General features: G+C 73.6%; 30 protein-coding genes. 7 read left to right on the forward strand and 23 right to left on the reverse strand.

The features are described 5' to 3' along the window. Window positions 1–687 (reverse strand): molybdate ABC transporter permease subunit, encoded by a 687-nt coding sequence (gene modB, locus ACFHPP_RS14005; protein ID WP_437163864.1) that lies wholly within the window; start codon window positions 685–687, stop codon window positions 1–3. Between the two features lie 11 nt (window positions 688–698). After that, window positions 699–1469, reverse strand: a complete 771-nt coding sequence (gene modA, locus ACFHPP_RS14010) for a molybdate ABC transporter substrate-binding protein (protein ID WP_437163865.1) — start codon at window positions 1467–1469, stop codon at window positions 699–701. A gap of 83 nt (window positions 1470–1552) precedes the next feature. Between modA and ACFHPP_RS14015 the strand changes: the two genes are divergently transcribed. Beyond that, the gene (locus ACFHPP_RS14015) at window positions 1553–1891 is read left to right on the forward strand and encodes a winged helix-turn-helix domain-containing protein (RefSeq protein ID WP_437163866.1); all 339 of its coding nucleotides are present in this window, start codon (window positions 1553–1555) and stop codon (window positions 1889–1891) included. Window positions 1892–1895: 4 nt separating this feature from the next. On the opposite strand, the gene ACFHPP_RS14020 is transcribed toward ACFHPP_RS14015, so the two are convergent. Next, complete coding sequence (locus ACFHPP_RS14020; protein WP_437163867.1) at window positions 1896–3080, reverse strand: MFS transporter; 1185 nt, start codon at window positions 3078–3080, stop codon at window positions 1896–1898. Between the two features lie 150 nt (window positions 3081–3230). On the opposite strand from ACFHPP_RS14020, the gene ACFHPP_RS14025 reads away from it, so the two are divergent. After that, complete coding sequence (locus ACFHPP_RS14025; RefSeq protein ID WP_437163868.1) at window positions 3231–4250, forward strand: YeiH family protein; 1020 nt, start codon at window positions 3231–3233, stop codon at window positions 4248–4250. A 24-nt stretch (window positions 4251–4274) separates the two neighbouring features. Here ACFHPP_RS14025 and ACFHPP_RS14030 read toward each other — a convergent pair whose 3' ends face one another. From ACFHPP_RS14030 to ACFHPP_RS14040, 3 genes are all read right to left on the reverse strand, one after another. After that, window positions 4275–5396: an acyltransferase family protein gene (locus tag ACFHPP_RS14030; RefSeq protein ID WP_437163869.1), complete on the reverse strand. Its 1122-nt coding sequence runs from the start codon at window positions 5394–5396 to the stop codon at window positions 4275–4277. 92 nt (window positions 5397–5488) lie between these two features. Beyond that, complete coding sequence (locus ACFHPP_RS14035) at window positions 5489–6580, reverse strand: acyltransferase family protein (RefSeq protein ID WP_437163870.1); 1092 nt, start codon at window positions 6578–6580, stop codon at window positions 5489–5491. A 64-nt stretch (window positions 6581–6644) separates the two neighbouring features. Further along, the gene (locus ACFHPP_RS14040) at window positions 6645–6995 is read right to left on the reverse strand and encodes a DUF3140 domain-containing protein (RefSeq protein ID WP_437163871.1); all 351 of its coding nucleotides are present in this window, start codon (window positions 6993–6995) and stop codon (window positions 6645–6647) included. A gap of 77 nt (window positions 6996–7072) precedes the next feature. Between ACFHPP_RS14040 and ACFHPP_RS14045 the strand changes: the two genes are divergently transcribed. Then, window positions 7073–8380, forward strand: a complete 1308-nt coding sequence (locus ACFHPP_RS14045) for an NAD(P)/FAD-dependent oxidoreductase (protein WP_437163872.1) — start codon at window positions 7073–7075, stop codon at window positions 8378–8380. Between the two features lie 43 nt (window positions 8381–8423). Continuing rightward, window positions 8424–8618 (forward strand): hypothetical protein, encoded by a 195-nt coding sequence (locus ACFHPP_RS14050; RefSeq protein WP_430670464.1) that lies wholly within the window; start codon window positions 8424–8426, stop codon window positions 8616–8618. Between the two features lie 107 nt (window positions 8619–8725). Here the strand turns inward: ACFHPP_RS14050 and fabG are convergent, their stop codons facing one another. The 14 genes from fabG to ACFHPP_RS14120 form a co-directional block, all read right to left on the reverse strand. Next, window positions 8726–9451 (reverse strand): 3-oxoacyl-ACP reductase FabG, encoded by a 726-nt coding sequence (gene fabG, locus ACFHPP_RS14055; RefSeq protein WP_437163873.1) that lies wholly within the window; start codon window positions 9449–9451, stop codon window positions 8726–8728. Further along, window positions 9448–9873: a phosphotransferase gene (locus ACFHPP_RS14060; protein WP_437163874.1), complete on the reverse strand. Its 426-nt coding sequence runs from the start codon at window positions 9871–9873 to the stop codon at window positions 9448–9450. The genes fabG and ACFHPP_RS14060 overlap by 4 nt, the downstream gene beginning before the upstream one ends. Further along, a complete protein-coding gene (locus ACFHPP_RS14065; RefSeq protein ID WP_437163875.1) occupies window positions 9873–10658 on the reverse strand; it encodes a beta-ketoacyl synthase chain length factor in 786 nt (261 codons plus the stop codon). Before ACFHPP_RS14065 ends, ACFHPP_RS14060 begins: the two co-directional genes overlap by 1 nt. A 202-nt stretch (window positions 10659–10860) precedes the next feature. Continuing rightward, the gene (locus ACFHPP_RS14070; protein WP_437163876.1) at window positions 10861–12045 is read right to left on the reverse strand and encodes a beta-ketoacyl-ACP synthase; all 1185 of its coding nucleotides are present in this window, start codon (window positions 12043–12045) and stop codon (window positions 10861–10863) included. Next, on the reverse strand, window positions 12045–14330 hold the full coding sequence (locus ACFHPP_RS14075) for an MMPL family transporter (protein WP_437163877.1): 2286 nt from the start codon (window positions 14328–14330) through the stop codon (window positions 12045–12047). The genes ACFHPP_RS14070 and ACFHPP_RS14075 overlap by 1 nt, the downstream gene beginning before the upstream one ends. Further along, window positions 14327–14890 (reverse strand): LolA-related protein, encoded by a 564-nt coding sequence (locus ACFHPP_RS14080; protein WP_437163878.1) that lies wholly within the window; start codon window positions 14888–14890, stop codon window positions 14327–14329. The genes ACFHPP_RS14075 and ACFHPP_RS14080 overlap by 4 nt, the downstream gene beginning before the upstream one ends. After that, window positions 14887–15807, reverse strand: a complete 921-nt coding sequence (locus ACFHPP_RS14085; RefSeq protein WP_437163879.1) for an LpxL/LpxP family acyltransferase — start codon at window positions 15805–15807, stop codon at window positions 14887–14889. The genes ACFHPP_RS14080 and ACFHPP_RS14085 overlap by 4 nt, the downstream gene beginning before the upstream one ends. Then, window positions 15789–16076 (reverse strand): hypothetical protein, encoded by a 288-nt coding sequence (locus tag ACFHPP_RS14090; RefSeq protein WP_437163880.1) that lies wholly within the window; start codon window positions 16074–16076, stop codon window positions 15789–15791. The genes ACFHPP_RS14085 and ACFHPP_RS14090 overlap by 19 nt, the downstream gene beginning before the upstream one ends. Next, the gene (locus ACFHPP_RS14095) at window positions 16073–17365 is read right to left on the reverse strand and encodes an AMP-binding protein (protein ID WP_437163881.1); all 1293 of its coding nucleotides are present in this window, start codon (window positions 17363–17365) and stop codon (window positions 16073–16075) included. Before ACFHPP_RS14095 ends, ACFHPP_RS14090 begins: the two co-directional genes overlap by 4 nt. Beyond that, window positions 17355–17834, reverse strand: a complete 480-nt coding sequence (locus ACFHPP_RS14100) for a hypothetical protein (protein ID WP_437163882.1) — start codon at window positions 17832–17834, stop codon at window positions 17355–17357. The genes ACFHPP_RS14095 and ACFHPP_RS14100 overlap by 11 nt, the downstream gene beginning before the upstream one ends. A gap of 5 nt (window positions 17835–17839) precedes the next feature. Next, window positions 17840–18133 carry a phosphopantetheine-binding protein gene (locus ACFHPP_RS14105; RefSeq protein WP_437163883.1) on the reverse strand — a complete coding sequence of 98 codons (294 nt, stop codon included), beginning with the start codon at window positions 18131–18133 and terminating at the stop codon, window positions 17840–17842. A gap of 131 nt (window positions 18134–18264) precedes the next feature. Next, window positions 18265–19143 (reverse strand): MipA/OmpV family protein, encoded by an 879-nt coding sequence (locus ACFHPP_RS14110; protein ID WP_437163884.1) that lies wholly within the window; start codon window positions 19141–19143, stop codon window positions 18265–18267. After that, a complete protein-coding gene (locus tag ACFHPP_RS14115) occupies window positions 19134–19799 on the reverse strand; it encodes a class I SAM-dependent methyltransferase (RefSeq protein WP_437163885.1) in 666 nt (221 codons plus the stop codon). Before ACFHPP_RS14115 ends, ACFHPP_RS14110 begins: the two co-directional genes overlap by 10 nt. A gap of 8 nt (window positions 19800–19807) precedes the next feature. After that, window positions 19808–20473 (reverse strand): class I SAM-dependent methyltransferase, encoded by a 666-nt coding sequence (locus ACFHPP_RS14120; RefSeq protein ID WP_437163886.1) that lies wholly within the window; start codon window positions 20471–20473, stop codon window positions 19808–19810. A 145-nt stretch (window positions 20474–20618) separates the two neighbouring features. Between ACFHPP_RS14120 and ACFHPP_RS14125 the strand changes: the two genes are divergently transcribed. Next, window positions 20619–21422: a lysophospholipid acyltransferase family protein gene (locus ACFHPP_RS14125; RefSeq protein ID WP_437163887.1), complete on the forward strand. Its 804-nt coding sequence runs from the start codon at window positions 20619–20621 to the stop codon at window positions 21420–21422. Next, window positions 21422–22189, forward strand: coding sequence for a glycosyltransferase family 2 protein (locus ACFHPP_RS14130; protein WP_437163888.1), 768 nt, complete (start codon window positions 21422–21424; stop codon window positions 22187–22189). Before ACFHPP_RS14125 ends, ACFHPP_RS14130 begins: the two co-directional genes overlap by 1 nt. Here ACFHPP_RS14130 and ACFHPP_RS14135 read toward each other — a convergent pair. Then, window positions 22155–22976 carry a polysaccharide deacetylase family protein gene (locus ACFHPP_RS14135; protein WP_437163889.1) on the reverse strand — a complete coding sequence of 274 codons (822 nt, stop codon included), beginning with the start codon at window positions 22974–22976 and terminating at the stop codon, window positions 22155–22157. The two genes, ACFHPP_RS14130 and ACFHPP_RS14135, sit on opposite strands and share 35 nt — an antisense overlap. A gap of 151 nt (window positions 22977–23127) precedes the next feature. Between ACFHPP_RS14135 and ACFHPP_RS14140 the strand changes: the two genes are divergently transcribed. Continuing rightward, window positions 23128–25416, forward strand: coding sequence for a xanthine dehydrogenase family protein molybdopterin-binding subunit (locus ACFHPP_RS14140; protein ID WP_437163890.1), 2289 nt, complete (start codon window positions 23128–23130; stop codon window positions 25414–25416). 1 nt (window position 25417) lies between these two features. Here the strand turns inward: ACFHPP_RS14140 and ACFHPP_RS14145 are convergent, their stop codons facing one another. Together ACFHPP_RS14145 and ACFHPP_RS14150 are read right to left on the reverse strand one after the other, a co-directional pair. Further along, on the reverse strand, window positions 25418–25759 hold the full coding sequence (locus tag ACFHPP_RS14145; RefSeq protein WP_437163891.1) for a hypothetical protein: 342 nt from the start codon (window positions 25757–25759) through the stop codon (window positions 25418–25420). A 71-nt stretch (window positions 25760–25830) separates the two neighbouring features. Next, window positions 25831–26112, reverse strand: coding sequence for a hypothetical protein (locus ACFHPP_RS14150; RefSeq protein WP_437163892.1), 282 nt, complete (start codon window positions 26110–26112; stop codon window positions 25831–25833). Window positions 26113–26203 lie beyond the last annotated feature (91 nt).

Consider the following 26203-nt stretch of genomic DNA (forward strand, 5'->3'; position numbering starts at 1 on the left):
TCAGGCGCGGCCGAGCAGCAGGTGCATGCGTCGCGCGATGAACTCGGCCAGCAGCAGCAGGACCACCGCGAGCGCCAGGGAGATGCCGGCCAGCCGCGCCGCCAGCGCTTCCCCGCCCGGGGTCTGCGTCGCGGTGTAGATCGCCAGCGGCAGGGTCTGCGTCTCGCCGGGGATGTTGGAGGCGAAGGTGATCACGGCACCGAACTCGCCCAATCCCGCGGCGAAGGCGGTGACGGCGCCGGCCAGGATGCCGGGCGTCATCAACGGCAGGGTGATGCTGCGGAAACAGTCCCAGCGCCCGGCGCCGAGGGTGCGGGCGGCGGCCTCCAGGCCTGGGTCCACATTCTCCAGCCCCAGGCGAACCGCCCGGACGATCAGCGGGAAGGACATCACGGCGGTGGCCAGTGCGGCGCCTTCGGTGGTGAAGACCAGCCGGATGCCGAACCACTCGTGCAGCGGCGCGCCGATCGGGCCGCGCAGGCCGAACAGCATCAGCAGGGCCCAGCCCACCACCACCGGCGGCACCACCAGCGGCAGGTGCACCAGCGCATCCAGTACGAAACGCCCCCGGAACCGTCCGCGCGACAGCAGCACCGCGACCGCGACAGCCGGCACCAGGCCCAGCAGGACGGAGCGCGAGGCGACCTCCAGGCTCAGCCGGACCGCCTGCCAGGCCTCGGCATCCATGCCCCTTGGCCTCAGCGCGCCAGGGTGAAGCCGAAGCGCTGCCAGGTGGCGGCCGCCTCCGGCCCCGTCAGGAAGGCGTGCAATGCCGCGGCCTCGGCGCCGGCGCGGCGGGTCAGGGCGAAGGGGTAGGTGATGGGCGGGTGGCTCTCGGCCGGGAAGGTGCCAAGCACGACAACGCCCGTCGAGGCGCCAAGGGAAGCGGCCGCGTCGGTCGCATAGACGATGCCGAGCGGCACCTCCCCCCGTTCCACCAGCAGCAGGGCGGAGCGCACGTTGTCGGCGCGGGCCAGGCGCGGGGAGACCGCCTGCCACTGGCCCATCCACTCCAGCGCCGCCCGGGCGTAGCGGCCGGCCGGCACATGCGCCGGGTCGCCGGTGGCGATGCGGCCGCCGGCGGCCAGCGCCAGCAGGTCCGTGTCGCGCGCCAGCGTCACGGGCGGGCGGGCAGGCGTGGCGGGGGCGACCAGCACCAGCGCATTGCCGACCGGGCTGACGCGGCTTTCCGGCCGGATCAGGTCGCGGGCCTGGAGGTCGTCCATCCACGGCTCGTCCGCCGACAGGAACAGGTCGGCCCCCGCCCCCTGCGCGATCTGGCGCGCCAGGGCGGAGGAGGCGGCGAAGGACAGGCGGGGCGCCGGGTGGCCCCGCGCCGCCCAGTCCCGCGCCAGGGCGCGCAGCGCATCCGTCAGGCTGGCCGCGGCGAAGACGGTAGCCGGCTGCTGCGCAGCGGCGCCACCACCCAGCAGCAGGGCGGGCGCGGCGAGGATCAGGCGGCGATGCATCGGCGGACCCGGGCGTTATCTGGCGCCAACGATATCGTCCGTGGCGGATAGATCAAGCCGCCCATCCGTGGTTCCCTGCCGCCATGTCCGCCGATCTCCGCATCCGCCTGCTGCTGGCCGAGGGCCTGCCCTTCGGCCCCGGCAAGGCCGACCTGCTGGAGGCGATCCGCGACACCGGCTCCATCGCCGCGGCCGGCCGCCAGCTCGGCATGTCCTACCAGCGCGCCTGGGACCTGGTGACGGCGATGAACGGGCATTTCCGGGAGCCGGTGGTGACACCCGCCAAGGGTGGCGCGCGCGGCGGCGGCAGCGCCCTGACCCCCTTCGGCGCCGAGGTCCTCGCCGCCTACCGGGAGGTGGAGGCGGCGGCGGAGGTGGCCTGCGCCGGGAAGCTCGCCTGGCTGCGCAGCCAGCTCGCCTGACGCGTCAGCGCAGCCAGGCCAGCGGCGCCAGCGCGAAGCCCGCCAGGATCAGCAGCCCCCAGGTCGCGCCTCCGCCGCCGGCCAGCGCCGCGCCGAACAGCGCCGGGCCGAGGCAGGCGCCGCCATAGATCATCGTCATGGTGCCGGAGGTCGCGGCGGCGACCTGCCCGGCCGGCGCCATCCGCGCCGCCTCCGCCAGGCAGATGCCGTTCCAGCCGAAGGCGGCAAAGCCGAACACCCCGGCCACCAGATGTACCGCCAGCGCCGGCGTGCCGGGCCCGAGCGCGAGGCCGGACAGGCAGGCCGCCGCCATCGCCACGCCCAGCCCGGCCAGCACCCGCGCCGGCGCCACCCGGTCCGCCACCCAGCCCAACGCCAGCCGGGCGGCGATGCTGACCAGCAGGCCGGTGGTCAGCACCACCCCGGCGGCGGCGATGGTCCACCCCGCGACGCCGACCAGCACGATGACGAGGAAGGCGGAGAAGCTGAACTGCACGCAGGCGAAGCACAGCCCCGTGGCGCCGAGTCGCAGCGGCGCGCCGCCCTCGGCCAGCGCCGTCAGCGGCGCCCAAAGGGCGAGGCGCGGCCCGGTGGTGGCGCCGGCGCCGGCATCCAGCCGCCGGCGCCAGGCCTGGATCACCAGCGCCGCGATGCCCAGCAGCAGGCCCAGCCCAGCGACGCTCGCCTGCCAGCCGAAGGCCGCCGCCAGCACCGGCACCAGCACCCCGGCCGCCGCACCGCCGATCGGCACCGCCACCTGCTTGATCGAGAACACCCGGTTGCGCAGCCGCGCCGGCGCCAGCCTGGCCAGCAGGGCGGAACTCGCCGGATTGGCCGGGCCGTAGGCGAGGCCGATCAGCACCGCCCCGGGCAGCAGCGCCGCGGCCTGGCCGGAGGCGATCGCCAGCAGCCCCGATCCCGCGAAGGCCAGCATCGCCTGGTGCACCCGCACCGGCCCGAGGCGCGCCACCAGCGGTGGCGTCAGCAGGGTGGAGACGGCGCCGGCACCGAACAGGGCGGCGGCGTACCAGCCCAGCGCGGATTGCGGCAGCCCCATCGCCGGCAGCACCAGCGCGCCGATCACCGGCAGCACCAGGGACGCCAGCACCACCAGCGCCTGCGCGCCGAGGGTGACGCCGACCGCGGCGGGCAGCAGGGCGGCGGGATCGGGTTGGTCCTGTTGCCTCATCGCCACGCTGGTCCGGGTGGCCTGGGCATGCCGGGAAATCGGGGCCGAGTCCATCGCCGCCGGGTTGGCCGGCCGGGGGGGCGGGCCTATACCGGCCGGCATCGCGTCCCTTCCTGGCTCCAAGGCTGGTACTGGGCTTGGAGTATCCTCGTGGACGGCACTGCACCACCGCGGCCCGCCTCGCATCTTGCGAATCTTCGGCCGAAACTTCCGGGCCTGGCGCTGTGCCTCGGCATTGCCGTCGTCGCCGTCTGGCTGCGCCGCGCCTCCGGCATCGCAGCCCTAAACCCGGTGGTGCTGGCGCTGCTGGCGGGACTTGCGATCCGCGCGGCCTGGGGCCAACAGAAGCGGCTCGAACCCGGCCTGTCCTTCGCCATCCGGCCGATGCTGCGCTTCGCCATCGTGATCCTCGGCCTGCAGGTGACGCTGGCGGAGGTCCTGGCGCTCGGGCCGGGGGCGCTCGCGCTGGCCGTCACCGTGGTGGGGGTGACGGTGCCGGCGGCGGTGTGGCTCGGCGCAAGGATGGGGGTGCAGCCGGGGCTGGCCATGCTGCTCGGCATGGGCACCGGCATCTGTGGCGCCTCCGCCATCGTCGCCGCCAACCAGGTGGTGCGCGCGAAGGACGAGGACGTGACCTACGCGCTGGCGGTCATCACCCTGTGCGGATCGGTCGGGCTGGTGCTGCTGCCGGTGCTGGCGGCGCCGCTGGGCCTCACCGCGCCGCAATACGGCATCTGGGCCGGGGCTGCCCTGCATGAGGTGGTGCAGGCCGTCGGCGCCGCCGCGGCGGGCGGGCCGGAGGCGGCGCAGGCCGGCACCGTCACCAAGCTGGCGCGCGTGATGCTGCTGGCGCCGGCCATCATGGCGCTGGGCTGGTGGGTGGCGCGCGGCGCGGCGGCGCAGGGCACCGCCACCAAGGTGCAGGTGCCGTGGTTCGCCTTCGGCTTCCTCGGCATGGTCGGGCTGGCCTCCACCGGGCTGGTGCCGGCGCTGGCCACCGATGCGTCGCACTGGCTGGTGCCGCTGCTGATGGCGGCGAGCGTCGCCGCGCTGGGCCTGGCGACCGACCTGCGGGCGCTGGGCCGGCGTGGGCTGCGGCCGCTCGGGCTCGGCGTGGTGCTGTCGCTGCTGATCGCGGCGGTGGCACTGGCCGGCGTCAGCCTGCTTTGACCGCAGGCCGGCCCTGAGCGGGCCTCAGCCGGCCTTGGCCCCAACCTTGGCCCCAACCTTGGCCCCAACCTTGGCAAGATCAGGCTGCGCCCGCCCGGCCCGGCCGCGCCAGGCGGCGTAGCCGCGCCGGATCAGCCGCTGCGCCGGGCGTTCCACCCCCCAGGTCAGCACGGTCGCGATCAGCAGGGACGCCGCCAGCGCCGCGCCGACGGAGGCATTGGCCGTCCAGCCCGCATCCTCCTGCAACCGCAGGATCAGCGCGCGGCCGGCGAAATTGTGCACCAGGTACAGGCTGTAGGAGATGGCGCCGAGCCAGATCAGCACGGGCTGGCGCAGGAAGCCGGCCCGCCCGGTCAGGACCAGGGCGAAGGCTGCGATGGAGACCAGGGCGGCGCCCAGGTACTCCAGCGGATGCAGCACCGTGATGCAGGCCAGCGCCGCCAGGATGATCAGCATCGCCATCCGCGGGCGTTCGCCCACGTGGATGCGATAAAGGCCGATGCCGATGACGAAGAACGGGATCTGGTTGAAAACCAGCTCGAAGGTGGTGGTCAGGTTCCAGCCCCAGAAGCCGCCGCCGCCCCATTCCTCCCCGGCCCACCAGACCAGCGCCATGCCGAGCCCCAGCAGCAGGAACGCCTCGATGTGGCGCAGCAGGCCGAGCGTGAACAGCGCCAGCATGGCGACGTAGAACCAGAGCTCGACATACAGGGTCCAGTAGGCCCCCTCGATGTCGTCGGCCGGGATGACGGACAGCTTCTGCAGCATGGTGAAGTTCAGCACCACGTCCAGCATCGGCCGCTGGTAGTAGCCGACCTCCAGCGCCTGCACCGTGAACGTCGTCACCAGGATCGCGACCCAGTAGCCCGGATACAGGCGGGAGAAGCGCGATACGACGAAATCCATCGGCCGCTGCGCCCGCTGCAGCGTCATGAAGATGACGAAGCCGCTGATGACGAAGAACAGCTGCACGCCGCGCGCACCCCAGGGGATGTAGAACAGCGGCTCCGTCACATGGCTGTGCAACTCGTCGTAGCGGTCGAGGTAGTGGAACAGCACGACGGCCAGGGCGGCGATGCCGCGCAGGGCATCGAGTTCGCCGATGCGCGGGGAGGAATGCGGGGATGCGGGATGCTGATCTGCCATTCGCGGGGGGTAACCTCGTGAAATCTGACGAAAGCGAAAGCCGGCGCACCAAACGGATCATTGAAAGCAGGCGCGGCCTATGCACGAAGGCGCTAGCTCCGCGCCTCGTGTAGGCGGGGCCACCAGGCGCGGCCGGGTGCGACACGGCCGCCGGACACCGCGGCGGCGACGGAACCCGGCAGCAGCGTCACCAGCTGCGCCAGGACAATCCCGACCAGCACCGCAAGCGGCGCGGCCAGCGCATCGAAGACGGCATCGGGCGCGCCCACGGCGCGAAGCCCCTGGTCCAGCAGCCGCAGCGTCCACCAATGCGACAGGAAGATCATGAAGCTGTAGCCGCGCCCCCAATCGGACAGCCAGGCTTCCGGCCGCAGCCGCTGCGCCAGGCCGACCACCAGGGCGGCGAAGACCGTCAGCGTGCCGATCTCGAGCAGGGACGGCTCGCCCCACCAGGTGCCGCCGAAGGCCCAGGCCGGCAGCACCGCCAGGGCGCCGATCGCCAGCGGCAACGTCCAGCGGGCGCAGGCGGCCAGCACGGCCGGAAACAGATGCAGGCCGATCCCGATCAGGAAGAACAGCGGAATGGTGTCGCGTAGGATGATGCGGCCGTCGAGGCCAAAGGCGTAGTTGCCCAGCACCAGGGCGAACACCAGGGAATAGCCGGCCGGGGTGGCGACGACGCGGCGCAGCAGGGTGAAGGCCAGGAAGCACAGGAACAGGTCGCGCAGGAAATACAGCGGTGCATTGCCTGGTGCGCCATGGAAGGCGGTCAGGCTGTTGACCAGCCGGTAGGTGCTCTGCCGGGCCAGATCCCAGTCCGGCCAGAAATGCCAGACCTCGTTCGCGGCCAGCAGCAGCAGGACGGCGGCCGTGTTCCAGACCAGGAAGGGCAGGATCAGGCTGCGGGCCTTGCGGCCCACCAGGTCCAGCAGCCGCACTCGGCGCGAACTGGCCAGCAGGTAGCCCGACAGGACACTCAGCGCCGGCACCGCGGCCCGTGTCAGCGCCACCATGCCACGCTCCAGCGCCGAGCCCTCGGCCCGGACATCCTCCTGCATGATGAGGACGTGGTTCAGGACGACCAGCACGATCAGGATGAAGCGCCAGGCATCGAGATTGGCGCTGAAGGTCGCGTTGGCTCGGGCAGGAGGTCGCGGCGCGGCGTGTGGCGTGGCGAGCTTCATCAGCCGCCAACGGGCCACGAGGCGCCGCGGTTTGCCGATCCTGGGCGGAATGAACGTCTTTACATTAGTTGCGTTTCTTCAACGGGTCGTGACCCCAGTTCATCAGGCTGTAGCGCCAGCGGGAGGATTCGACCCCCTCCGCCGGTCCGCCCTGGGTCCGGTGGCGATGCACGTAGCCGGTGAGCTTGCGCATATGGGCGAGGTCGTCCTCCGTCAGCTCCGCCTGGCGGCAGCGCAGGATCTCGACGATGCGGCGGCCGGACTGGTGGCCGACGGATTCCGCTTCGCCCTCGTGCTGCCAGCCGACGGACTGGCTTTGCTCCGTGGCCAGCCAGCGTTCCAGTTCGGCCGGCGTCATGTTCACCGCCTCGCGGAAGTCGCGGCGGATGGTGTCCGGGTCGGGCTGCTGGGTCATGCCGGCGAAAAGCCCCAGCCGCGCGCGGGTTCCACCGCATGTTGACGCGGGATGCGCGGACAGGGAGGCTGCGGCGCATGCACGACGCGCACGAAACGGATGTCCTCGTCATCGGCGGCGGCCCGGCCGGGTCGACCGCGGCCACGCACCTTGCGATGGCGGGCCGCCAGGTGGTGCTGCTGGAGAAGGAGGCGCATCCGCGCTTTCACATCGGCGAGAGCCTGCTGCCACGCAACCTCGACGTGCTGGAGCGCCTCGGCGTGCTGGAGGAGGTGCGGCGGATCGGCGTGCACAAGCCGGGCGCCGAATTCGTCTCCGACCGCACCGGCCGCAGCGCGGCGTTTCCCTTCGCGCAGGCGCTGAACAAGGCCCGCACCCATGCCTGGCAGGTGAAGCGGGCGGATTTCGATGCGCTGCTGTTCGCGAATGCGCGCAGGCGCGGCGCGACGGCGCTGGAGAACACCAAGGTCACCGAGGTCGCCTTCGGCGCAGCGGGCGAGCGTGCCACCGTCACCGCGCAGGATGCATCGGGTGCTGCTGTGCAGTTTCGCCCGCGCTACGTGCTGGATGCCTCGGGCCGCGACACCTTCCTGGCCGGGCGGATGCGGTTGAAGGAGACCAACAAGTACAACAACACCGCCGCCGCCTACGCGCATTTCCGCGGCGTGCAGCGGCGGGAGGGGGAGCTGGACGGCTATATCAGCATCCACCTGGCGGAGGATGGCTGGTTCTGGCTGATCCCGCTGCCGGACGGGCTGATGAGCATCGGCTTCGTCGGCAACCAGGATGCCTGGAAAGGCCGAAGCGGCACCGCCGCCCAGCTGTTCGCCGCCCGCATCGCCGGCAGCCCGACCGTGGCCCCACGGGCGCGCGGCGCCGAGATGGTCTCCGAGGTCTACAGCACCGGCAACTACAGCTACCGGGCGCGGCAGGGCCATGGCGAGGGCTTCCTGATGATCGGCGACGCCTTCGGCTTCGTCGACCCGATGTTCTCGACCGGCGTGCTGATGGCGATGACGGCCGGCGAGCTGGGCGCGGAGGCCGCCGATGCCTGGTTGGATGACCCGGTGCGTGGCCGGAAGCTTGCGGCACGCACCAACCGCGAACTGGCCCGCGCGATGGACCGGATCGGCTGGCTGATCTACCGGATCAACGACCCGGTGATGCGGTCCCTGTTCATGGCGCCGCGCAACACGCTGTGGATGCGCGACGGCATCATCAACATGCTGGCCGGAAACCTGCGTGTCGACCTGCGGGCGGTGGTGCCGATCCTGTCCTTCAAGGCCGTGTTCCACGTGCTGTCCGCGCTGCACCGCTTCGGGCTGGGCCCGGAGATGCCGGAGAAGCGGCCGGCGCCGACGCCCGTTGCCGTCGCGGCCGAGTGAAGCGGCGGGTCAGGCCACCACCCCTCACGGAGACTCCAGCACCATGCGCCCCATCCTGCTCGCCACCCTCTGCCTGGTGACGCTGGCGGCCTGCGAAAGAAGCCGCCCGATGGCACGGACCGGAGAGGCGCTGGACCGTGCCGGCAGCCGCACGGGCGAGGCCGTGGGCCGCGCCGCCAACGATACCGGCGCCGCGGTCGGCCGCGCCGGCGACTGGGTGCGCAACCGCACGCAATGAAGCCCGGTGCGCTGAGCTTCGCTCACGCACCAGGCTTCATTGCCATTGTCCGGTCGTGTGATTCAGACTTTTCGGCCGTAGCGGCCTCAAGTCATCACGCTCCAGCTTCAGCCCAGCCCGCCACTTACCGCGATGGTCTGGCCGCTGATGTAGCCGGCGCGGTCGGAGGCGAGGAAGCCCACCAGTTCCGCCACATCCTCCGGCCGCCCGGCCCGCCGCGCCGGCACCAGCTCCGCGATGCGCGCCGGCGTCATGGCGCTGGCCACGGCCGGGCTTTCGATGATGCCCGGCGCCACGACATTCGCGGTGACGCCGCGGGAGGCATATTCCAGCGACACCGACTTCACCGCGCCGATCAGCCCCGCCTTCGCCGCCGCGTAGTTCGCCTGGCCGCGATTGCCAAGAAGGCCGGAGATGGAGGAGATCGCGACCACGCGGCCCCAGCGCGTCGCGATCATCGGCAGGATCAGCGGGCGCAGCGCGGCGAAGAAGCCGTTCAGGGAGACATCCACCACGCTGCGCCATTGCTGTTCCGACATGCCGGCCAGCGGCACGTCGTCATGCGTGCCGGCATTGTGGACCAGGATCTGCACCGGGCCGGCGACCAGCAACGCTTCGAGGCAGGTGCCGGTGGCGGGCATGTCCGTCAGGTCGCAGGCGAAGGCACGCGCCTGGCCGCCGCCGGCCTGGATCGCGGCGGCCAGCGCCTCGGCCCGGGGCAGGCCGGCATGGGCGTGGACCAGCACCTCGTGCCCTTCGGCCGCGAGGCGGCGGCAGATGGCGGCACCGATCGGGCTGGCGCCGCCGGTCACCAGGGCGCGGCGGGGCATCATGCGGGCGTGCTCAGGATGATGGCCGCCTGGCCGTGCAGCAGGGCCGCGCCGGCGTGGGAGATGGCGAAGCGGTAGATGAAGCCGCCCGATTCGGCGACCAGCGCCTCGGCCTCGATGCGCAGCGGGCCGGTCAGGTGGTCCAGCCGCGTGGCGTCCAGCGCCACCTCCCGCAGGCTGCTGACGAAGCCGAGCGGCTGCCTGGCGCCGGCCGTCAGCGCGCCGTGCAGCGCCATGGCCTGGAGGGCGAATTCGACGCCGCAGATGGCCGGCAGGATGCCGTCGCGGCGCAGCGGGTTGGCTGTGTCGCGGTGGCGGTCGGTCTCGCAGAGGATGGTCGTGGCATCCCAGGACAGCGCGCGGTCGAGCAGGCACATGGCGCCCTGGTGCGGCACCAGCCGCGCGATGGCCGCATGGTCCGGCATCAGCATGGGGTCACGCGCAGGTCCAGATGCGCGTCGGGCAGCAGCGGCAGGCGGATCTGCGCCGGACGGCCCGCGGCGACCGCGCGCAGCAGCGGCAGGGCGCGGGCGGCGGGGTTGCCGGGGGCGAGCGCGTCCAGCGCATCGGCGGGGGTCGTCTCCGGCGCCGGTTCGGCGACGTAGCGCAACTCCAGCATCGCCTGCGCACCCTCCGCCGCCGGGCGCAGCAGGCAGGCGGTGGCGAAGGGGAAGGCGGTGGTCCGCACGCCGGACAGCGGCGCGGTCATCGGCGTGTCGTAGGCCACCAGCAGCACGGCGCGCCCGCGCGTCGCCACCGCGCCCATCGCCGCCAGCAGCCCCGCCGCGAAGGCGCCGTCATGCCCGCCGAGGCTGACGGAGGGCATCGTGGACCCCACCGCGATGTGCCAGTAGCCGGCCGCCGCGTTGTGCACGGAATTGTGGAACTGCGTCGGGGAGACGACGCCCTGCGCATCATGCAGCGCGTCCAGGATGCCGCCGACCACGGCGCCGTCGCCGTTGCCACTGGCGAAGAAGGTTTCCAGGGCGGCGCGGTCCGGCTCGGCCTCGGTGGCCTCGGAGGCCGCGGCCAGGGCGAAGCGGGTGGTGGCGCCGGCGCGGCGGCGGTCGCCGGGGGCAACGATGGCCGGGGCGGGCGGCAGCGCCTCGGCCATCGCCCAGGGTTGTGTCCCGGCCAGGATGGCGCGGCTGGCGGCCCAGCCGGGCAGGCCGGGGCCGAAGACGGAGACGGCACCGAGGAAGCACTTCATGGCTGGGCGAGGGCGGAAAGCCCTCTACCCCCAACGGGGGGAGAGGGTGGGGTGAGGGGGGCCGTGACGCCTGGGGCGGTCCGGGTATCTGGGAGCCGGAGGTACTTGCCTTTCCGACCTCGGCCGCTTCGCCGAAAGCCCCCCTCACCCAACCCTCTCCCCCCGATGGGGGGAGAGGGCTTTTCGGACTGCATCGAATCCGTCATCCGCGGCCGATCACCAGGCTGCAATTGCTGCCGCCGAAGCCGAAGGAATTGCTCATCACCCGGCGCACCGTGGTGCGGCGGTTCGTGGTCGCGACGTCGCTGCGGAACTCGGGGTCGGCGGCCTCGATGCCGAGGCAGCCGGGCACCAGGCCCTCCTCCAGGCAGATGGCGGCGACCAGCGCCTCGATGGCGCCGGAGGCGCCGAGGGCGTGGCCGGTCCAGCCCTTGGTCGAGGAACAGGGCACGCCGGTGCCGAAGACATGGTGCAGGGCACGGTCCTCCATGGCGTCGTTGGCCCGCGTGCCGGTGCCGTGCAGGTTGACGTAGTCGATCTCGCCGGGGGCCAGCCCCGCGGCCTCCAGCGCCGCCCGCATGGCCCCGACCGCGCCGAGGCCCTCGGGGTGCGGGGAGGACATGTGGTGGCCGTCGCTGCTGGCGCCGGCGCCCAGCAGCAACGGGCCGTCGGCTGCCGCGTCGGCACGTTCCAGCAGCACCAGGCCGGCCGCCTCGCCGATGCTGATGCCGTCGCGATCCCCGGCGCAGGGCCGGCAGGGCCCGGCGCTGAGCAGTTCGAGCGAGGCGAAGCCGTGCAGCGTCAGGCGGCACAGGCTGTCCACGCCGCCGGCCACCGCCGCATCCACCACCCCCGCGGCGATCAGGCTCGCGGCTTCCATCAGCGACCGGGCGCCGGAGGTGCAGGCGGTGGAAACGCACAGCGCCGGGCCGCGCAGGCCGAGCCGGGCGCGCAGATAGGCCGGCAGCGCCTGCAGGTCGTGGGTGCGGGCATAGTCGAAATCGGCCGGCAGTTCCGACGTGCCGGAAACGCGGGCGCAAAAGGCCTGCTCGGTGCGCTCGATTCCGGCGGTGCTGGTGCCGACCACCACCGCGATGCGCGTCGCGCCATGGCGCCGCACCGCGCCGGCGACCGCCTCGGCAAAGCCATCGCTGCGCAGTGCGAGTTCCGCCAGGCGGTTGTTGCGGCAATCAAAGCCAGCGAGGTCCGCCGGCGGCGCGGCCTGGTCCAGCCCGGCAACGCCACCGGTCCAGATGCCCGGCGGCGCGCCCGGGAACGTGTTGGGCGCCAGCCCGCCGCGCCGGTCCTGCAGCGCCGCGCGCATCGGCGCGATGCCGGCGCCGAGTGCCGAGACGGCGGTGCCGGCGCTGATCCTCAAGGGAAACATCAGGCGCGCCCAACCCGGGGTGCCAGCGCCAGCGCCAGCAGGAAGGCGGCGGCGACGCCGGCGGCGACGGTCAGGCCGATGCCGTGCAGCACCGGCGTGGCGCACAGGGACAGCAGGCCGAAGGTGAGGAGCGTGGACACGGCGCAGTTCAAGACGGCTCCTGCGGATTCATCTTCGGACGCGACGAACAGGGCATAGTCGATGGCCAGACCCGCGAGCAACAGCAGGGCGGCCAGGTGGAACAGGCTGATCGCCTCCCCCGCCAGCGTCAGCACCGCCAGCGCCACCAGCACCGCGCCCGCGATCGGCGCCGCCACGGGCACCGCGCGGCGGACGCTGCCGAGGCCGAGTGCCAGCAGCCCGGCCACCAGCACGCCCCCGGCCAGCGCCCAGCCCAGCGTGGCGCGGCCGTAGCCCGCCAGCAGGCGCTCCATCTCCAGCTTCACGTCGAGGAACAGCACGCCGGGCAGGCGCAGTGCGGCGGCGGCCCGTTCCAGGGCGAGCGGATCGGTGACGCCGGTGGCCGGCGCGATGCCCCAGACCTCGGCGCCGTGCCGGGTGATGAGCGGGTCGAGCCGCGCGGCGATGGTGGGCGCGCCGGCGGCGAGCGCGGCGATGTCCAGCACCGGCAAGGCGCGGGTCGCGTCCACCGCCTCGGTGAAGCGGCGGAAGGCGGTGTCGCGGAAGGGCAGCCCGGCGGCGGCCTCGCGCAGCGCGGCGTCCAGGCTCGCGGCCTCCGGCAGCGCGGCCTGGCGGGCAAGCTGGGTGGCCGGGCTGGGCAGGTAGCGGCTGGGCAGGTCGAGGCCGGTCAGCAGGCCCTGGGCCACCAGCGGCTGCACGGCGGTGGCCAGCGCCTCCGACAGGCGCAGCATGTCGGCCTCCGATGCGGCGGGGCCGATGACGAACAGGCTGCGCACATCCGGCGCGCCGAGCTGCCGCCGCAACGCGCCATCCAGCGCCTGCTGCGCGGCGGGCACCGGGCTGAGCGCGGCGAGGTCGCTTTGCGCCGCCGGGCCGCCGGTGGCGAGCAGAACGACCAGGGCAGCGCCCAGCAAGGCCCAGGCAAGGCTGCGGCGGCCGCGCAGGGCGGCCAGCGCGGATTGCAGCGCCTCCGGCAACGGCCGCGCCAGCATCCTCGCCTCCGCCGGCACCAGGCGCGGCAGCAGCCAGCGCGTGGTGGCCGCCGCGGCCAGCAGGCCGACGCCGCCGAACACCGCCGTCTGCACCAGGCCCGGCAGGCCGGAGCCCAGCATCGCCAGCAGCCCCGCCGCGGCGGCGGCCGCCGCCAGCCGCAGCGTCGGCCAGATGCGCGCGGCGGCCGCGCCCAGCGATTCGTCGGGCCGGCGCAGCGTCAGCAGCAGCAGCGGGTAGTCCACCGCGACGCCCAGCATGGTGACGCCGAAGCCGAGCGCGATGGCATGGACATGGCCATGGATCGCAACCGTCGCCGCATAGCCCGCCAGCAGCGCCGCCAGCAGCGGCACCGCGACCAGCGCCAGCAGCACGCCGGACCGGAAGCGCCAGAACAGGAACCCCGCCAGCAGCAGCGTCGCGGCGAGGCTGACGCGCGTCACGTCACGCTCGATGCTCTCCGCCGCCTCCGCCGCGAAGACGCCGGGACCGCTGAGCAGCAGGCGGGCCCCGGGGGGCGGGTTGGCGGCGGCGAAGGCGGCGTGGAAGGCGGCCATCGCCTCCCGCTGTGCCGGCGCATCCAGCCCGGCACCCTGGCCGCGCGCCACCAGCAGGGCGCGTGGGGGATCCTGGGGCGCGAACCACGCTCCATCCACCGTGGCGACGCGGGATTCGCCCAGCCAGGTGGCGGCCAGGCCGAGGAAGGCGCCGTTCGGGTCGGCGAAGCCGAAGCGCGCCAGCAGCGGCGATGCGGCGGAACGCAGCCCGTCCAGCAGCGCCTCCAGCTTCGGCCGCAGGCCGGCGGCGGTGAAATCGGCCTCGGCCAGCAGGTAGCGGTGGCGGAACAGGAAATCCTGCTCCGCCTCGCCCAGCGCTACGGACCCATCGCCCACGAAGGCAAACCGGCCCGATTCGCGCAGGCCGGCAGCCGTCTCGCGGGAGACCCGGGCCAGTTCGGGGCGGGGGGCGCCCTCGATGGCGGCCAGCAGCAGGGTGGTGGCGGCGCCGGATTGCAGCTCGCGGAACAGGAAGCGGGTTGCGGGCGTCTCGCCCGGCGGCAGGAACTCGGCGAGGTCGGCGCGCGGCGGCGCGACCCAGGCCAGCGCGCCGGTCAGGCCCGCCAGCAGCAGCAGGACGGCCAGGATGCGGGTCACGGGCTGGGCGTGATCCGCATGCGGGTGACGCCGCCGCCGCCCTCGGTGTCCACGCCGCGCAACTCCGCGCCCTCCCCGGTGATGGTGATACGCTGTACCGCGCCGCGCAGGCGCAGCGCGTCGGGCGTCAGCACCAGGGTCCAGGCGGCGGGGGGGCCGCGGAACGCGACATCGTAGTGGCGGCGCAGGGCGGGCAGGTCGCCGGCCAGCGTGGCGCGGATCGCCTCCACCAGCGCGGCCATCTCGGGCTGCTCCGCCAGGGCGAAGTCGCGCTGCACGCCGCGGTCGCGCCGCTCGTAGCGCAGCTGGCCGTCCTGCACGGCCAGGACCTCGTCGATCGGCCAGGTGGTGTGCTTCTCCAGCCGGTCGGGCGCCACCCACAGCAGCGTGCCCTCGTTGGGCAGGCCGATGTCGAGTTCCGGGATCAGCTTCTCCTCGGTGAAGCGGGATCGCCGTTCGCGCACGGCGGCCAGGGCGCGCATCACCTCCGCCAGCGCGTCCTGGGCCAGGGCCGGGCCGGCCAAAGGCAGCAGCAGCAGGGCGCGGCGGCCGGCCCTCATGCGTCGTGCCAGAACGGGTAGAAGTTGAACCAGTTGGTGGGATGCGCGCGGCACATCGCCTCCAGCTCCCGCGCATAGGCCTCGACGGAGGCGGCCACGGCGGCATCGCGGCCGGCGCGGCCGGCGGGGGCGACGCGCTCGGCAAACTCGCGGAAATGCACCTCGTAGCGGCGCTTGCCGGTGCGGAGGCCGAAGGCGAGCATCACCGGCACGCCGAGCACCGCCGCCAGCACATGCGGGCCGGTCGGCAGCGGCGCGGGGTGGCCGAGGAAGATTGCCCGGTGCAGCCGCTGCCCGGCCGGGGCCCGGTCCGCCAGCAGCCCGACCAGGCCGCCGCGTTCCAGCACCTCCCGCACCCGCAGCATCGATTCGGGCGTGCCGAGCGGGATGATGGCGGCGGCGCGGCCGGGACCGCCCAGCGCGTCGAACACCGCCTTCACCCGCGCCGCATTCGCCTCATGCATCAGCACAGACACTTCGACCGGGCAGCCGGCATCGGCGATGGCGCGCAGCGCCTCGAAGCTGCCGAGATGCGCGCCGAACAGCAGGCAGCCTTGCCCGGCCTCGACACGGGCACGCAGCGCATCGAGCCCGTGCACGGTGATGGCGAAATCCCGGGTGCGGCCGGAGGCGAGCCAGACGCGGTCCAGGATCGTCGCGGCGAAGGTGAAGTACAGCCGCCACAGATCGGCGAGGCGCGCCCGCCGCCCCAGCGCGCGGCCCAGATACTGCCGCGCCGACGCCCGCTGCCGCGGCGAGAAGGCCAGGAAATAGGCGGTGATCGGATACAGCAGCACATGGCCGGCCTGCCAGCCGAGGGCGCGGGTGATGCCGATCATCACCCGCAGCCAGAAGTTGTTCCCGCGTTCGGGGGCGCGCACCCAATCTGGCGCCGGGTTCAGGGCGGCGTCGGCCATCCCAGCTCCCCCAGCAGCACGGTGGTGCCGGCGCATCGGCAGGTGAAGGCGAGGCGATCGGGGCCGCGCGGGTCGAGCGTGACTTCGACCTCCTGCCCCGGCAGGACCGGCGCCGGGAACTTGGCGCGCAGCAGCCGCGTCGGTGCGGTTCTTCCCGTGTCCGCCACGGCCCGCAGCACTGCATCCAGCAGCATCACGCCGGGCACGATGGGCCGCCCCGGGAAATGCCCGGGCAGGGCCGGATGGTCGGGCGGGACGCGGAAGATCACGGCTCCTCCTGCACCAGCCGGGCCAGCGCCTCGCGCGGCAGTTTTCCCAAACTGTCGCGCGGCAGGGCATCGACCATCTCCAGCCGGCGCGGCAGGAAGGCCGGGTCGAGCCGGCCGCGCAACGCGCCCAGGATGTCGGCGGCCGACCGGCCGGGGGCGACGACGATGGCAGCCAGCCGCGCCGCCGGATTGCGCTCCAGGTCGCGCGGCGCGAGGAAGACGCCGTCCTGCACCCCCGGCACGGCGGCGAGCACGCGGTTGAGCTCGGCCAGGGAGGCCCGCTTGCCGCCCAGCTTCACCAGGTCCGCGACCCGGCCGAGCAGGCGGAAGCGCCCCTCCCCCACCGGCTCCAGCGCATCCGACAGGGGAATGAGGCCCAGGCCGGGAATCTCGGCAAAGCCGGGCCGGATGGTGATGCCCTCGTAGGGCAGCCAGTCGTCCTCGGTGGCGCTGCGGCGGCTGGCCATGGAACCGGCTTCCGTCGCACCGTAGATCTCCAGCATCGGCGCGCCCCAGTCCCGCTCCACCGCCTCCGCCATCTCCCGCGACAGCGGCGCGGTGGCGGAGATGACGGCCGAGAGGTCCGGCGGGCGGCGGCCCTCGGCCAGCAGAACGCGCAGGTGCAGCGGCGTGGTGACCAGGATGCGGCGCGGCGGCACCGCTTCCAGCGCGGCCAGCACGTCGCCGGGGAAGAAGCTGGCGCCGGCATGGATGGCGACATGGGCGTGCAGCGGCAGCATCAGCGTGGTCTCGAAGCCGTACATGTGCTGCGGCGGCACCGTCGCGACCAGGCTGGCGGGCGGGCCATCCTGCGCGCGCAACCCGAAGCGCGCGGCGGCGGCAGCGGCACCCAGCACCAGCGAGCCCCAGGGTTTCGGATGCGCGGTCGGCGCACCCGTGGAGCCGGAGGTGAAGGCGATGGCGGCGATGCGGTCGGCCGGGATGGCGGGCGCGCGAACCTCGCCGGAGCCGCATGCGAGGTCCACCAGGACCACCGGCAGCGCGGCCTCGGGCTGCGGCGCATCGGCCAGCAGGTAGGCGCCTTCGGCCTGCGTCGCCGCGCCGGGCCGGGCGCCGAGCAGCGTCGGGTGGCCGCGCCACAGCGCCGCGGCGAAGCCGACCAGGGCGGCGTAGCGGTCGGCGCAGATGTTCACCGCCTGGCCGTTCTCCGGCAGACGCGCGGCGAGCGTGGCCGCCTGCGCCAGGAACCGGCCCACCGTCACCGCCTCGCCGTCGCGATGGCAAATGATCTCCGTCGCGTCGCGGGAGGTCAGCAGGTCAGGCGGCATGGTAGGCCAGCACGGCGCGGCAGGTGCGCCAGGGCGTGGCGCGGCCGAGTTCCGGCAGGCGGCGGCTGCGCAGCGCGTGTTCGCCGAGGAACAGCGCGAGGCAGGCGACGGATTGCCACAGCGACAGCGCGGCGGTGGTCCACCAGCCGAGCATGGCAAGCGCGTGCAGCAGCGCGAAGCCGGCCAGGACCCATCCCCAGAAGGCGGTCAGCGCGCGCGTGTAGCCCTCCCCATGCTGGGGAAGCCCGGCCACGTCGCACCGGGCGTAGCGGGTGATCAGCGGCACCTGGCCCGGGCGCAGTGTCAGGGCGAAGCGCAGCGCCACCGCCAGGTTCACCAGCACGGCGACCAGCGCCGGCCCCTGTTGCCCGGCCCACCAGACCAGCACGCCGCCCGCCAGGATCTCCGCCGCCACGGCCAGCAGCCAGACCGCCGACCCGGACAGCAGCCGCCGCGTGCCGGACGCCATCCGGCTCAGCGGGTCCGGTGCCCGGCGATATGCGCGGCGAGGCTGCGCAGCGAGGCGAAGATGCGGTGGTTGCGCTCATCGTCCGAGCGAAGCTGCACGCCATAGGCCTTGGACACGGCGAGGGCGAGTTCCAGCGCATCGATGGAATCGAGGCCGAGGCCGGCCCCGAACAAAGGCGCCTCCGGTGCGATCTCCTCCGCCGTCGTCTCGAGCGACAGGGCGCTGACGATCAGCCGCGCCAGGTCGGCTTCCAGCGCCAGATCGGGCTCCGCCACGGCCGAACTGCCAACCATGCTCATCCCGATTGCCTCCCCCAGAGAAGATTGAACTCGAATTATGGATCAGTCTTCCAAACGATCAGGAACACAAATCCGCAATTGATGCAGCAGGCTGAGATAGCAGGGGTGCCGACAACCGGACAAGCTGACGTTCAGTCATAGGGCTCCGCACCGGATGCAACTGTGGCAGTGCTTCGGTACAGCGAGACGGAGATGCCGCCGACCAGCGTGGCGTTCCATTCGGACCGCGACAGCGGGCTTTCGGCATTGGCGGCGCCGGCGAAATTCTCCACCCGCCCGCCGGTGGTGAGCGAGATGCGGTCCGTCACCGGCACGCGGTAGGAGAATTGCAGGCGCATCCCGAGAAAGCCGCCCTCGGCTTCGTAGGCCGGGCGGCCCGGCCGCGCCTCGCTCGGCCGGACCCGGTACCAGTCATCCATCACCCCGCCGGTGGCAAACACCGGGCCGAGGCCGATGCGGGCGCGGTCCGCGCCGCCCTCCGTCCGGAGCAGCCCCTGGAACAGCCCCTGGAACAACCCGGTGCGTTCCAGCGAAATCTCGGGTGCGAAGACGAAGCCGCGGTGGCGGATGCGGGAGAAGTCGGTGGTGAAGGCGGCGCGCACCGGCGCCTCCAGCACCAGGCGCGTCAGCCGCGCGGTGTCACGCCAGGCGACCCAGCGCAGCGAGGGCCCGACCTCGCCCATGGGGTCCAGGTCGTCCATCCCGGCGCGGGCACCGCCGGAGGACCGGCTGCCGAGGGCGCCGTTGGCGTTGAAGGTCAGCTCGAAATCGGCGCTGCGGAGCAGCCGGCCGCGCAGGCCGCGCTCGTCGCTCTGCAATATTTCGCCGCGATAGATCAGCCAGGGCAGCGCCAGGGCGCGCGGCTCGGCACGGTCGGAGGCCGGGTAGTCCGGCAGCAGGCCGACGCCGGCGAAGGCGCCGGCCTCCAGCAGCGGGCGGCGGACCTCCTGCGCCGAAACCGGTAGGGTGGCGACCAGACAGGTGACGATCAGCAGGTGTTTCAGGGACATTCGCGCTCCGCCAGCAGCATCACGTTGGGCAGGGGCGTCCAGCCCCAGCAGGGCGCGACACTGACGCGAAAATTACACTCTCGCAACGGACCGGCGATGGCCGCCAGCGGCAGTGGGCGGAAGGCGGAACCGTCCCGGCGCAGGCGGCGGCCGGCTTCCTCCATGGCGCGGCCCAGCCCGGCGCGCCAGCCGCACTCCGGGTCGAAGGCGCGGATGACGATGCGGCGGCGGGCAGCCTCGGCCATGCGGCCGATCAGGCCACGCTGCGCCTCCTCCGGCATTTGCAGCAGCACGTCGAAGATCAGCGCGGTGTCGCAGTCCGGCACGGCGGCGCGGCCGAGATCGGCCACCGCGAAATCCGCCGGCAGTCCGGCGCCGGCGCGGCGGGCATCGGCGATCTTGCCGGGGTCGAGATCCAGGCCGTGCACCGCCTGCGCCAGCCCCGCCTCCAGCAGCGCCAGGCCCACCTGGCCGCGGCCGCAGCCGAGGTCGGCCACCACGCCGAAGCCGCCGGCCTGCCGTGCCAGGCGCAGGATGGCCGGCGTCGCCGGGTCGGTCAGCAGCTTGCCGCGGACGAAGTTGCGGGCGTAGCGGGAGGCGCCGTCGTAGCGCGCCGCCACCTGCCCGGTCAGTGCCAGGAGGCCCGGCTGGTTCATCCCGGACATCACCCGGGGCACCGGGCCGAATAGGCGCGCATCATGCCGAGTTCGGTGGCGCAGCCCACCTGCGCCAGCCCGGCCTCGCCCAGGCGGGCGATGATCTCGGCGGGCGGCACGCAGGCCTCGATCGTGTCCCAGTAGTAGCGCATCAGCGTGGCCGACTCGCGGCCCGACAGGCGGCTCAGCGCCGGCACCACGGCGCCCATGTAGCCACGCAGCAGGGCATGGGCGAGGCGGCCCTCCGGCCGGGCGATCTCCAGCACCAGCACCCGGCCGCCGGGGCGCAGCACGCGGCGGAATTCGCCGAACAGCGCGGACAGGTCCGCCACATGGCGCAGCGCGTAGCCCATGCTGACGAAGTCGAAGCTGGAATCGGCAAAGGGCAGCGCCTCCGCCCGCGCCTGCACCAGGGTCAGGCCGAGCTGCCGGCGGGCCACCGCCAGCATGCCCTCGCTGAGGTCGAGGCCGACCAGGTCCCGCGTGCCGCCGAGGATTGCGGCCGCCTCCCGCGCCACAAGCCCGGTGCCGATGGCGACATCCAGCATCCGTGCGCCGGGGGCGAGGCCGGCCTGGCGCAGGGCGCGGCGGCGGTACCACGGGCCGGAGCCGAGCGCGAAGGCGGCGTTGATGCCATCATAGGATTCGGCGGTGCGGTTGAACAAGTTCCGCACGAAATCGGAACGTTCCGCAGGAGCTTCGTAATAATTCAACAGTGGCGCGTGGGGCGGGACCGGCTTGTTCATCCGGGGTTGCTGGACTGGTTCACCGGCCATCCTGTAAACTTCGGTCCCGACTTCATCACGCGGCGGCATGACAATGACAAAGACGGAGGCCGGCGTCCAACCGGCCCCGGCGCGACCCGAGCCGAGGCCGAAACAGGGCTGGTGGCTCGCCGCCTATTACCGCGTCGCATTCTATGTCTGCGTGCTGGTCTGGCTGCTGAGCTGCCTGGCCTGGAGCCTGCCGGCCTCGCTTCTGGTGCGCATCGTGCCGCGGCGGCCGGGGGAGCGCATCGGGCAGTTCATGATCATGGCCGGGTTCCGCTGGTTCCTGTTCGTCATGCGGGCCACGGGCGTGCTGCGGGTGGACCTCGGCGCCCTGGACGCGCTGCGGCGGGATGGCGGCATCGTGATCGCGCCCAACCACCCGACGATGCTGGACGCGGTGCTCATCATCTCCCGCCTGCCGCGCGTGGTGTGCATCACCAAGGCCTCGCTGTGGGGCAGCTGGACGCTGGGGGGCGGCATCCGCATGGCCGGCTACATGCCGAACGATGCGCCGCTGCCGATGATAAGGCGGGCCGCGGATGCGGTGCGGGGCGGCAGCCAGTTGCTGATCTTCCCGGAAGGCTCGCGCACCGGGCGCCCGCCGGTGGACCGGCTGCACCGCAGCTTCGCGCTGATGGCACGCGCCGCCGGGGCGCCGGTGCAGGCGGTGCTGATCGAGGCGGACAGCCCCTATCTCAGCCGCGGCTGGCCGCTGTTCCGCCGGCCGGTGCTGCCGCTGGTCTACCGGGTCCGGCTCGGCGAGCGCTTCGAGGTGGGGGCCGATGCGGATGCCGGCGTGGCGCGGCTGGAACAGCATTTCCGCCGCGAGCTGCCGCAGGCACCCGCAGCCTGATGCAAGACCCCGATTCCGACCGGCTGGTCCTGATCCCGAGCTACAACACCGGCCCGAAGCTGGTGGAGACGGTGCGGGCGGCGCGCGCCGCCTGGGCGCCGGTCTGGGTGGTGGTGGATGGCAGCACCGATGGCAGCGAGGCGCTGCTGCGCCAGGCGATGGCCGGCGACCCGATGTTGCGAATCCTCTCCCTGCCCGCCAATGGCGGCAAGGGTGCCGCGGTGCTGGCCGGTCTGGTGCAGGCCCACGCCGCCGGCTTCACCCATGCGCTGCTGATGGATGCCGATGGCCAGCATCCCGCCGACAGCATCGGCCGCTTCATGCAGGCCTCGGCGGCGCAGCCGGAGGCGCTGATCCTCGGCCGGCCGGTGTTCGGGCCGGAGGCGCCGCTGCTGCGGGTGCGCGGGCGGCGGATTTCCAACTGGTGGGCCAATGTCGAGACGCTCGGCGCCGGCATCGGCGATTCGCTGTTCGGCTTCCGCGTCTATCCCATCGCGCCGCTGCTGCGGGTGATGCAGGGCCACCGCTGGATGCGGCGCTTCGACTTCGACCCGGAGGCGGCGGTGCGGCTGGCCTGGGCCGGGCTGCCGATCGTGAACCTGCCGGCGGCGGTGCGCTACCTCGCGCCGGATGAGGGCGGCGTCTCGCATTTCAAATACGGCCGCGACAACGTCCTGCTGACGGCGATGCATATCCGGCTGGTGCTCGGGATGCTGGTGCGGCTGCCCTGGCTCATGCGGCGGCGGTGGTCAGGGACAGGGCGCTGAGCCCCGCGGCGCGGATGCGGGCCAGCAGCGGCGGCAGCACGGACAGCACCACCGGCCGGCCCCAGGGGTCGCGCGCCGCGTTGCCGTCATGCAGCAGCAGGATATCCCGGCCGGCCAGGCCGCCCGCCAGGCGGCGCAGCACGCGCTGCGGGTCGCGGATGCGGGTGTCGTAGCCCCGGCGGGTCCAGGCCGCCAGGCGCAGCCCCTGCCCGGCCAGCACCGGGTCCAGCAGCGGGCTGCGCAGGCCCATCGGCGCGCGGAACCAGCGCGGTGCTATGCCGGTGATACCGGCGATGCTGTCCTGCGCCGCCGCAACCTCCCGCCGCAGCGCCCACAACCCGTGCGCGGCGAAATGGCCGGGGTGGGTCTGGGAGTGGTTCTCCACGCTGTGGCCGCGCGCCACGATCTCCCGCAGCAGCGCCGGGTGGCGCGCGGCGCGGGCGCCGATGACGAAGAAGGTGGCGCGGGCGCCGGCGGCCTCCAGCAGGTCCAGCACGCGCGGCGTCACCTCCGGGTCCGGGCCATCGTCGAAGGTGAGCGCGACGGCGTCGCCATGGGATTCGGGCAGGCGCACCAGGTTGGGGCCGAGCAGGGTGCCGCGCGGGTGCATCAGGCCGGCCAGCAGCGCGTGGTTGCAGGCCAGCACGCCCAGCACCTGCGGCCACAGCCCCGGCTGCACCGCCAGCGTCGCCGCGCCCAGCCCGTGCAGCCACAGCGAGGCCCGTGGCAGCGGCGCGGGATGCCAGGCCCGCAGGCTCGCCACGACCGAGGGGTTGGGGGGACGCACGCCGTATCCTCCGGCGGCGCCGATACGCCGCGCACGATCTAAGGCGATCCGGCGCCCCGCGTCGACGCCCTGCGCCGGCCTTGCGGGAGTCCGTGCCTTGCTGGCAACTGGGCCTTGCTGGCAACTGGCACCGGCTTCGGGTGGAGATCGCATGGCGTTCGATGTGCTGCCGGGACTTGGGGCGCCGCTGCGGCGGCTGGAGGATCCGCGCCTGCTGACCGGCGGCGGCCGGTTCACCGCGGGGCTGACGGCGCCGGGAGCCCTGCAGGCGGTGTTCCTGCGATCGCCGCACGCACATGCCCACATCCGGCACGTGGCGACGGCGGCGGCGCTGGCGCTGCCGGGCGTGGTCGCGGTGATCACCGGGTCGGACGTGGCGGGGCTCGGGCACAATCCGGCGGTGACGGAAATCCGCGACGCCGCCGGCCGCCGCCATGTGGAGCCGCGGCGGCTGCCGATTCCGCAGGACCGCGTGCGGCATGTCGGCGAGATCGTCGCGATGGTGCTGGCCGAGACGCTGGCCGCGGCGCGCGACGGCGCGGAGGCGGTCGAGGTCGACTACGAGCCGCTGCAAGCCGTGGTGCGCGGCGACGATGCGCTGGAACCTGGCGCGCCGCTGCTGCACGCCGATGCCCCCGGCAACCTGGTCTGCGACTGGCAGCGCGGCGATGCCCCGGCGGTCGCCGCCGCCTTCGCCGGCGCCGCCCACATCGCCCGGCTGCACCACCGCTCGCCGCGCATCCTGGCCGGCTTCCTGGAAACCCGCGCGGCGCTGGCGCAGTGGGATGCGGCAAGCGGCCGCGTCACGCTGACCACGCCCTCCCAGGGTGTCCACCTGCTGCATCGCATCCTGTGCGACCACATCCTGCACTGGCCGCGGGAGAGGCTGCGGGTGGTGACGCCGGATGTCGGCGGCGGCTTCGGGCCGAAGCTGCCGCCCTATCCCGAACAGGCGCTGGCCTGCTTCGCCGCCGCCCGCCTGCAACGCGACGTGCGCTGGGTGCAGGACCGCACCGAACACCACCTGGCGGACACGCACGCCCGCGACCTGGTGGCGGATGCGGCGCTGGCGCTGGATGCGGCGGGGCGGTTCCTGGCGATCGAGGTGCGGGGCGTGGCGAATTTCGGCGCCTGGGTCTCCACCGTGAATCCCAGCATCCCGACCGGCGGCATGGCGAAGGTGCTGGGCGGGCTCTACGACATTCCCGCCGCGCACATCGCGCTGCGCTGCGCCTTCAGCAACACCGCGCCGGTGGATGCCGTGCGCGGCGCCGGCAAGCCGGAGGCGCTGGTGCTGCTGGAGGGCCTGGTGGATGCGGCGGCGCGGCAGACCGGGCGCGACCCGGTGGACCTGCGGCGGCTGAACCTGCTGCGGTCGGAGGCCTTCCCGTACCGGACGGCGCTCGGCTACCGCTACGACAGCGGCGACTACCCGGCGCTGCTCGATGCGGCGCTGCGGCTTTCCGACGCGGCCGGCTTCGCCGCCCGGCGCGCGGCCAGTGCGGCACAGGGCCTGCGGCGCGGCCGCGGCATCGCCTGCCACCTGCATGGCTCCGGCGGCTGGGGCGACGAGACCTCGCTGGTCGAGGTGCTGCCGGATGGCCGCATCGCCGCGCGCACCGGCACGCAGAGCCAGGGGCAGGGCCACGCCACCGCCTATGCGCAGGTGCTGGCGGCAACGCTGGGCGTCGATCCCGCGCGGATCACCGTGGAGCAGGGCGACAGCGACCGCATCCCGCGCGGCGGCGGCACCGGCGGGTCTTCCTCCACCATCATCTCCGGCACCACGCTGGTGCTGGCGGCGGAGGCCGCGATCGAGCAGGGCCGCGCCGCGGCGGCGGAGCTGCTGGAGGCGGCCTCCGTCGATGTCGCCTGGCGCGATGGCGCCTACGAGGTGGTGGGCACCGACCGGCGGATCGGCCTGGCGGCGGTCGCGGCGCGGCAGGGCGGGCTGGAGGGTCGCGCGGATTTCGCCGACACGGTCGAGACCTGGCCCGCCGGCATCGCGGTGGCGGAGGTCGAGGTGGACCCGGAGACCGGGCTGGTGGTGCTGGACCGCTACGCCGCCGCGGTGGATGCGGGCACCGTGGTGAACCCGGTGCTGCTCGCCGGGCAGTTGCATGGCGGCTGGGCGGCCGGCATCGGCCAGGCGCTGATGGAGCAGGCCGACTACGACGCCGAGGGCCAGCTGCTGAGCGCGACGCTGATGGACTACGCGATGCCGCGGGCGGACGCCGTGCCGGGCTTTGCGCATGGCATGGTGCCGGTGCCCTCGCCCAACAACCGCCTCGGCATCAAGGGTGTGGGCGAACTGCCGACCAACGGCGCACCGGCGGCGCTGGCCAATGCGGTGCTGGATGCATTGGCCGGGGAAGGCGTCACGCAGGTCGCGCTGCCGATGACGCCGGAGCGGGTGTGGCGGGCGCTGAACAGCGGATGACTCAGGCCGAGCGGATCCAGGCGATGAAGACCAGGAAGCTGGCGACGCCGACGATGGCGTGCAGCGCCAGGACCAGCTTCGCGCCGCGCCGGGCATAGCGGAAGGCGCTCCACCCCGCGGCGGCGGCGAGGCCCACCAGCAGCAGCGGCAGGGCGCGCGGCGGGCCGGTTTCGGCGGCGGGCGCGGTGATGGTCAGCAGCAGCACCAGCCCGGTCGCCGCGAGGGCCAGGACCAGGTGTGCGCGCACCACCAGCGGCTTGCGGATGCGCTGCAGCCACAGCAGCCCGGCCGCGATGCCGAGGGCGAGCGTGGCGAGCAGGGCCAGGAGGGCGGCCAGGTTCATGGGCAACTCCGTGCCGGGGGTGGCGGCGGATCGGAGCCTCCAGCCTCCGCCGCGTCAAGCGGCGCGGCGCCTCAGCCGGTGATGAGCAGGCCCAGGCCGATCATGGCCAGCAGCAGCATGATCCCGGCCCGCAGCGCCGTCATCAGGTCGGCGCGTTTCGACGTGGCCTCGCCATCCTCGCTGTCCCAGCCGGAGGACACCACGGGATAGTCCGGTCGCGCCGGCCGGCTTGGCGCCACCGGCTGGGAAGGTTGCGGGACGGGCTCCGGCGGTGGGCTGGAGGCGAGGTCGGCGGGAGGCCGCAGCCCGAGCAGGCTGCGCGGCTCATCGGGGGTTCGGGCTTCGGTCATCATGCCGGCAAGTATCGTCCTGCCGCACCCATTCATCCACCACCCGCAAGTCGTATGCAGTTCGGAATGTAACATATGCACAAGGGAGCCGGCA

This window comes from Falsiroseomonas sp. E2-1-a20 (assembly GCF_051433195.1).
Classification (GTDB): domain Bacteria; phylum Pseudomonadota; class Alphaproteobacteria; order Acetobacterales; family Acetobacteraceae; genus Falsiroseomonas.

Coding starts and splice junctions, on each gene's coding strand:
- ACFHPP_RS14150 (WP_437163892.1), bottom strand. CDS start 26,112: ATGATGACCGAAGCCCGAACCCCCGATGAGCCGCGCAGCCTGCTCGGG.
- ACFHPP_RS14060 (WP_437163874.1), bottom strand. CDS start 9,873: ATGCCGGACCATGCGGCCATCGCGCGGCTGGTGCCGCACCAGGGCGCC.
- ACFHPP_RS14110 (WP_437163884.1), bottom strand. CDS start 19,143: ATGTCCCTGAAACACCTGCTGATCGTCACCTGTCTGGTCGCCACCCTA.
- ACFHPP_RS14040 (WP_437163871.1), bottom strand. CDS start 6,995: ATGACCCAGCAGCCCGACCCGGACACCATCCGCCGCGACTTCCGCGAG.
- ACFHPP_RS14080 (WP_437163878.1), bottom strand. CDS start 14,890: ATGAGGGCCGGCCGCCGCGCCCTGCTGCTGCTGCCTTTGGCCGGCCCG.
- ACFHPP_RS14015 (WP_437163866.1), top strand. CDS start 1,553: ATGTCCGCCGATCTCCGCATCCGCCTGCTGCTGGCCGAGGGCCTGCCC.
- modB (WP_437163864.1), bottom strand. CDS start 687: ATGGATGCCGAGGCCTGGCAGGCGGTCCGGCTGAGCCTGGAGGTCGCC.
- ACFHPP_RS14030 (WP_437163869.1), bottom strand. CDS start 5,396: ATGGCAGATCAGCATCCCGCATCCCCGCATTCCTCCCCGCGCATCGGC.
- ACFHPP_RS14145 (WP_437163891.1), bottom strand. CDS start 25,759: ATGAACCTGGCCGCCCTCCTGGCCCTGCTCGCCACGCTCGCCCTCGGC.
- modA (WP_437163865.1), bottom strand. CDS start 1,469: ATGCATCGCCGCCTGATCCTCGCCGCGCCCGCCCTGCTGCTGGGTGGT.
- ACFHPP_RS14070 (WP_437163876.1), bottom strand. CDS start 12,045: ATGTTTCCCTTGAGGATCAGCGCCGGCACCGCCGTCTCGGCACTCGGC.
- ACFHPP_RS14085 (WP_437163879.1), bottom strand. CDS start 15,807: ATGGCCGACGCCGCCCTGAACCCGGCGCCAGATTGGGTGCGCGCCCCC.
- ACFHPP_RS14045 (WP_437163872.1), top strand. CDS start 7,073: ATGCACGACGCGCACGAAACGGATGTCCTCGTCATCGGCGGCGGCCCG.
- ACFHPP_RS14050 (WP_430670464.1), top strand. CDS start 8,424: ATGCGCCCCATCCTGCTCGCCACCCTCTGCCTGGTGACGCTGGCGGCC.
- fabG (WP_437163873.1), bottom strand. CDS start 9,451: ATGATGCCCCGCCGCGCCCTGGTGACCGGCGGCGCCAGCCCGATCGGT.
- ACFHPP_RS14065 (WP_437163875.1), bottom strand. CDS start 10,658: ATGAAGTGCTTCCTCGGTGCCGTCTCCGTCTTCGGCCCCGGCCTGCCC.
- ACFHPP_RS14105 (WP_437163883.1), bottom strand. CDS start 18,133: ATGAGCATGGTTGGCAGTTCGGCCGTGGCGGAGCCCGATCTGGCGCTG.
- ACFHPP_RS14020 (WP_437163867.1), bottom strand. CDS start 3,080: ATGAGGCAACAGGACCAACCCGATCCCGCCGCCCTGCTGCCCGCCGCG.
- ACFHPP_RS14140 (WP_437163890.1), top strand. CDS start 23,128: ATGGCGTTCGATGTGCTGCCGGGACTTGGGGCGCCGCTGCGGCGGCTG.
- ACFHPP_RS14125 (WP_437163887.1), top strand. CDS start 20,619: ATGACAAAGACGGAGGCCGGCGTCCAACCGGCCCCGGCGCGACCCGAG.
- ACFHPP_RS14130 (WP_437163888.1), top strand. CDS start 21,422: ATGCAAGACCCCGATTCCGACCGGCTGGTCCTGATCCCGAGCTACAAC.
- ACFHPP_RS14100 (WP_437163882.1), bottom strand. CDS start 17,834: ATGGCGTCCGGCACGCGGCGGCTGCTGTCCGGGTCGGCGGTCTGGCTG.
- ACFHPP_RS14035 (WP_437163870.1), bottom strand. CDS start 6,580: ATGAAGCTCGCCACGCCACACGCCGCGCCGCGACCTCCTGCCCGAGCC.
- ACFHPP_RS14095 (WP_437163881.1), bottom strand. CDS start 17,365: ATGCCGCCTGACCTGCTGACCTCCCGCGACGCGACGGAGATCATTTGC.
- ACFHPP_RS14115 (WP_437163885.1), bottom strand. CDS start 19,799: ATGAACCAGCCGGGCCTCCTGGCACTGACCGGGCAGGTGGCGGCGCGC.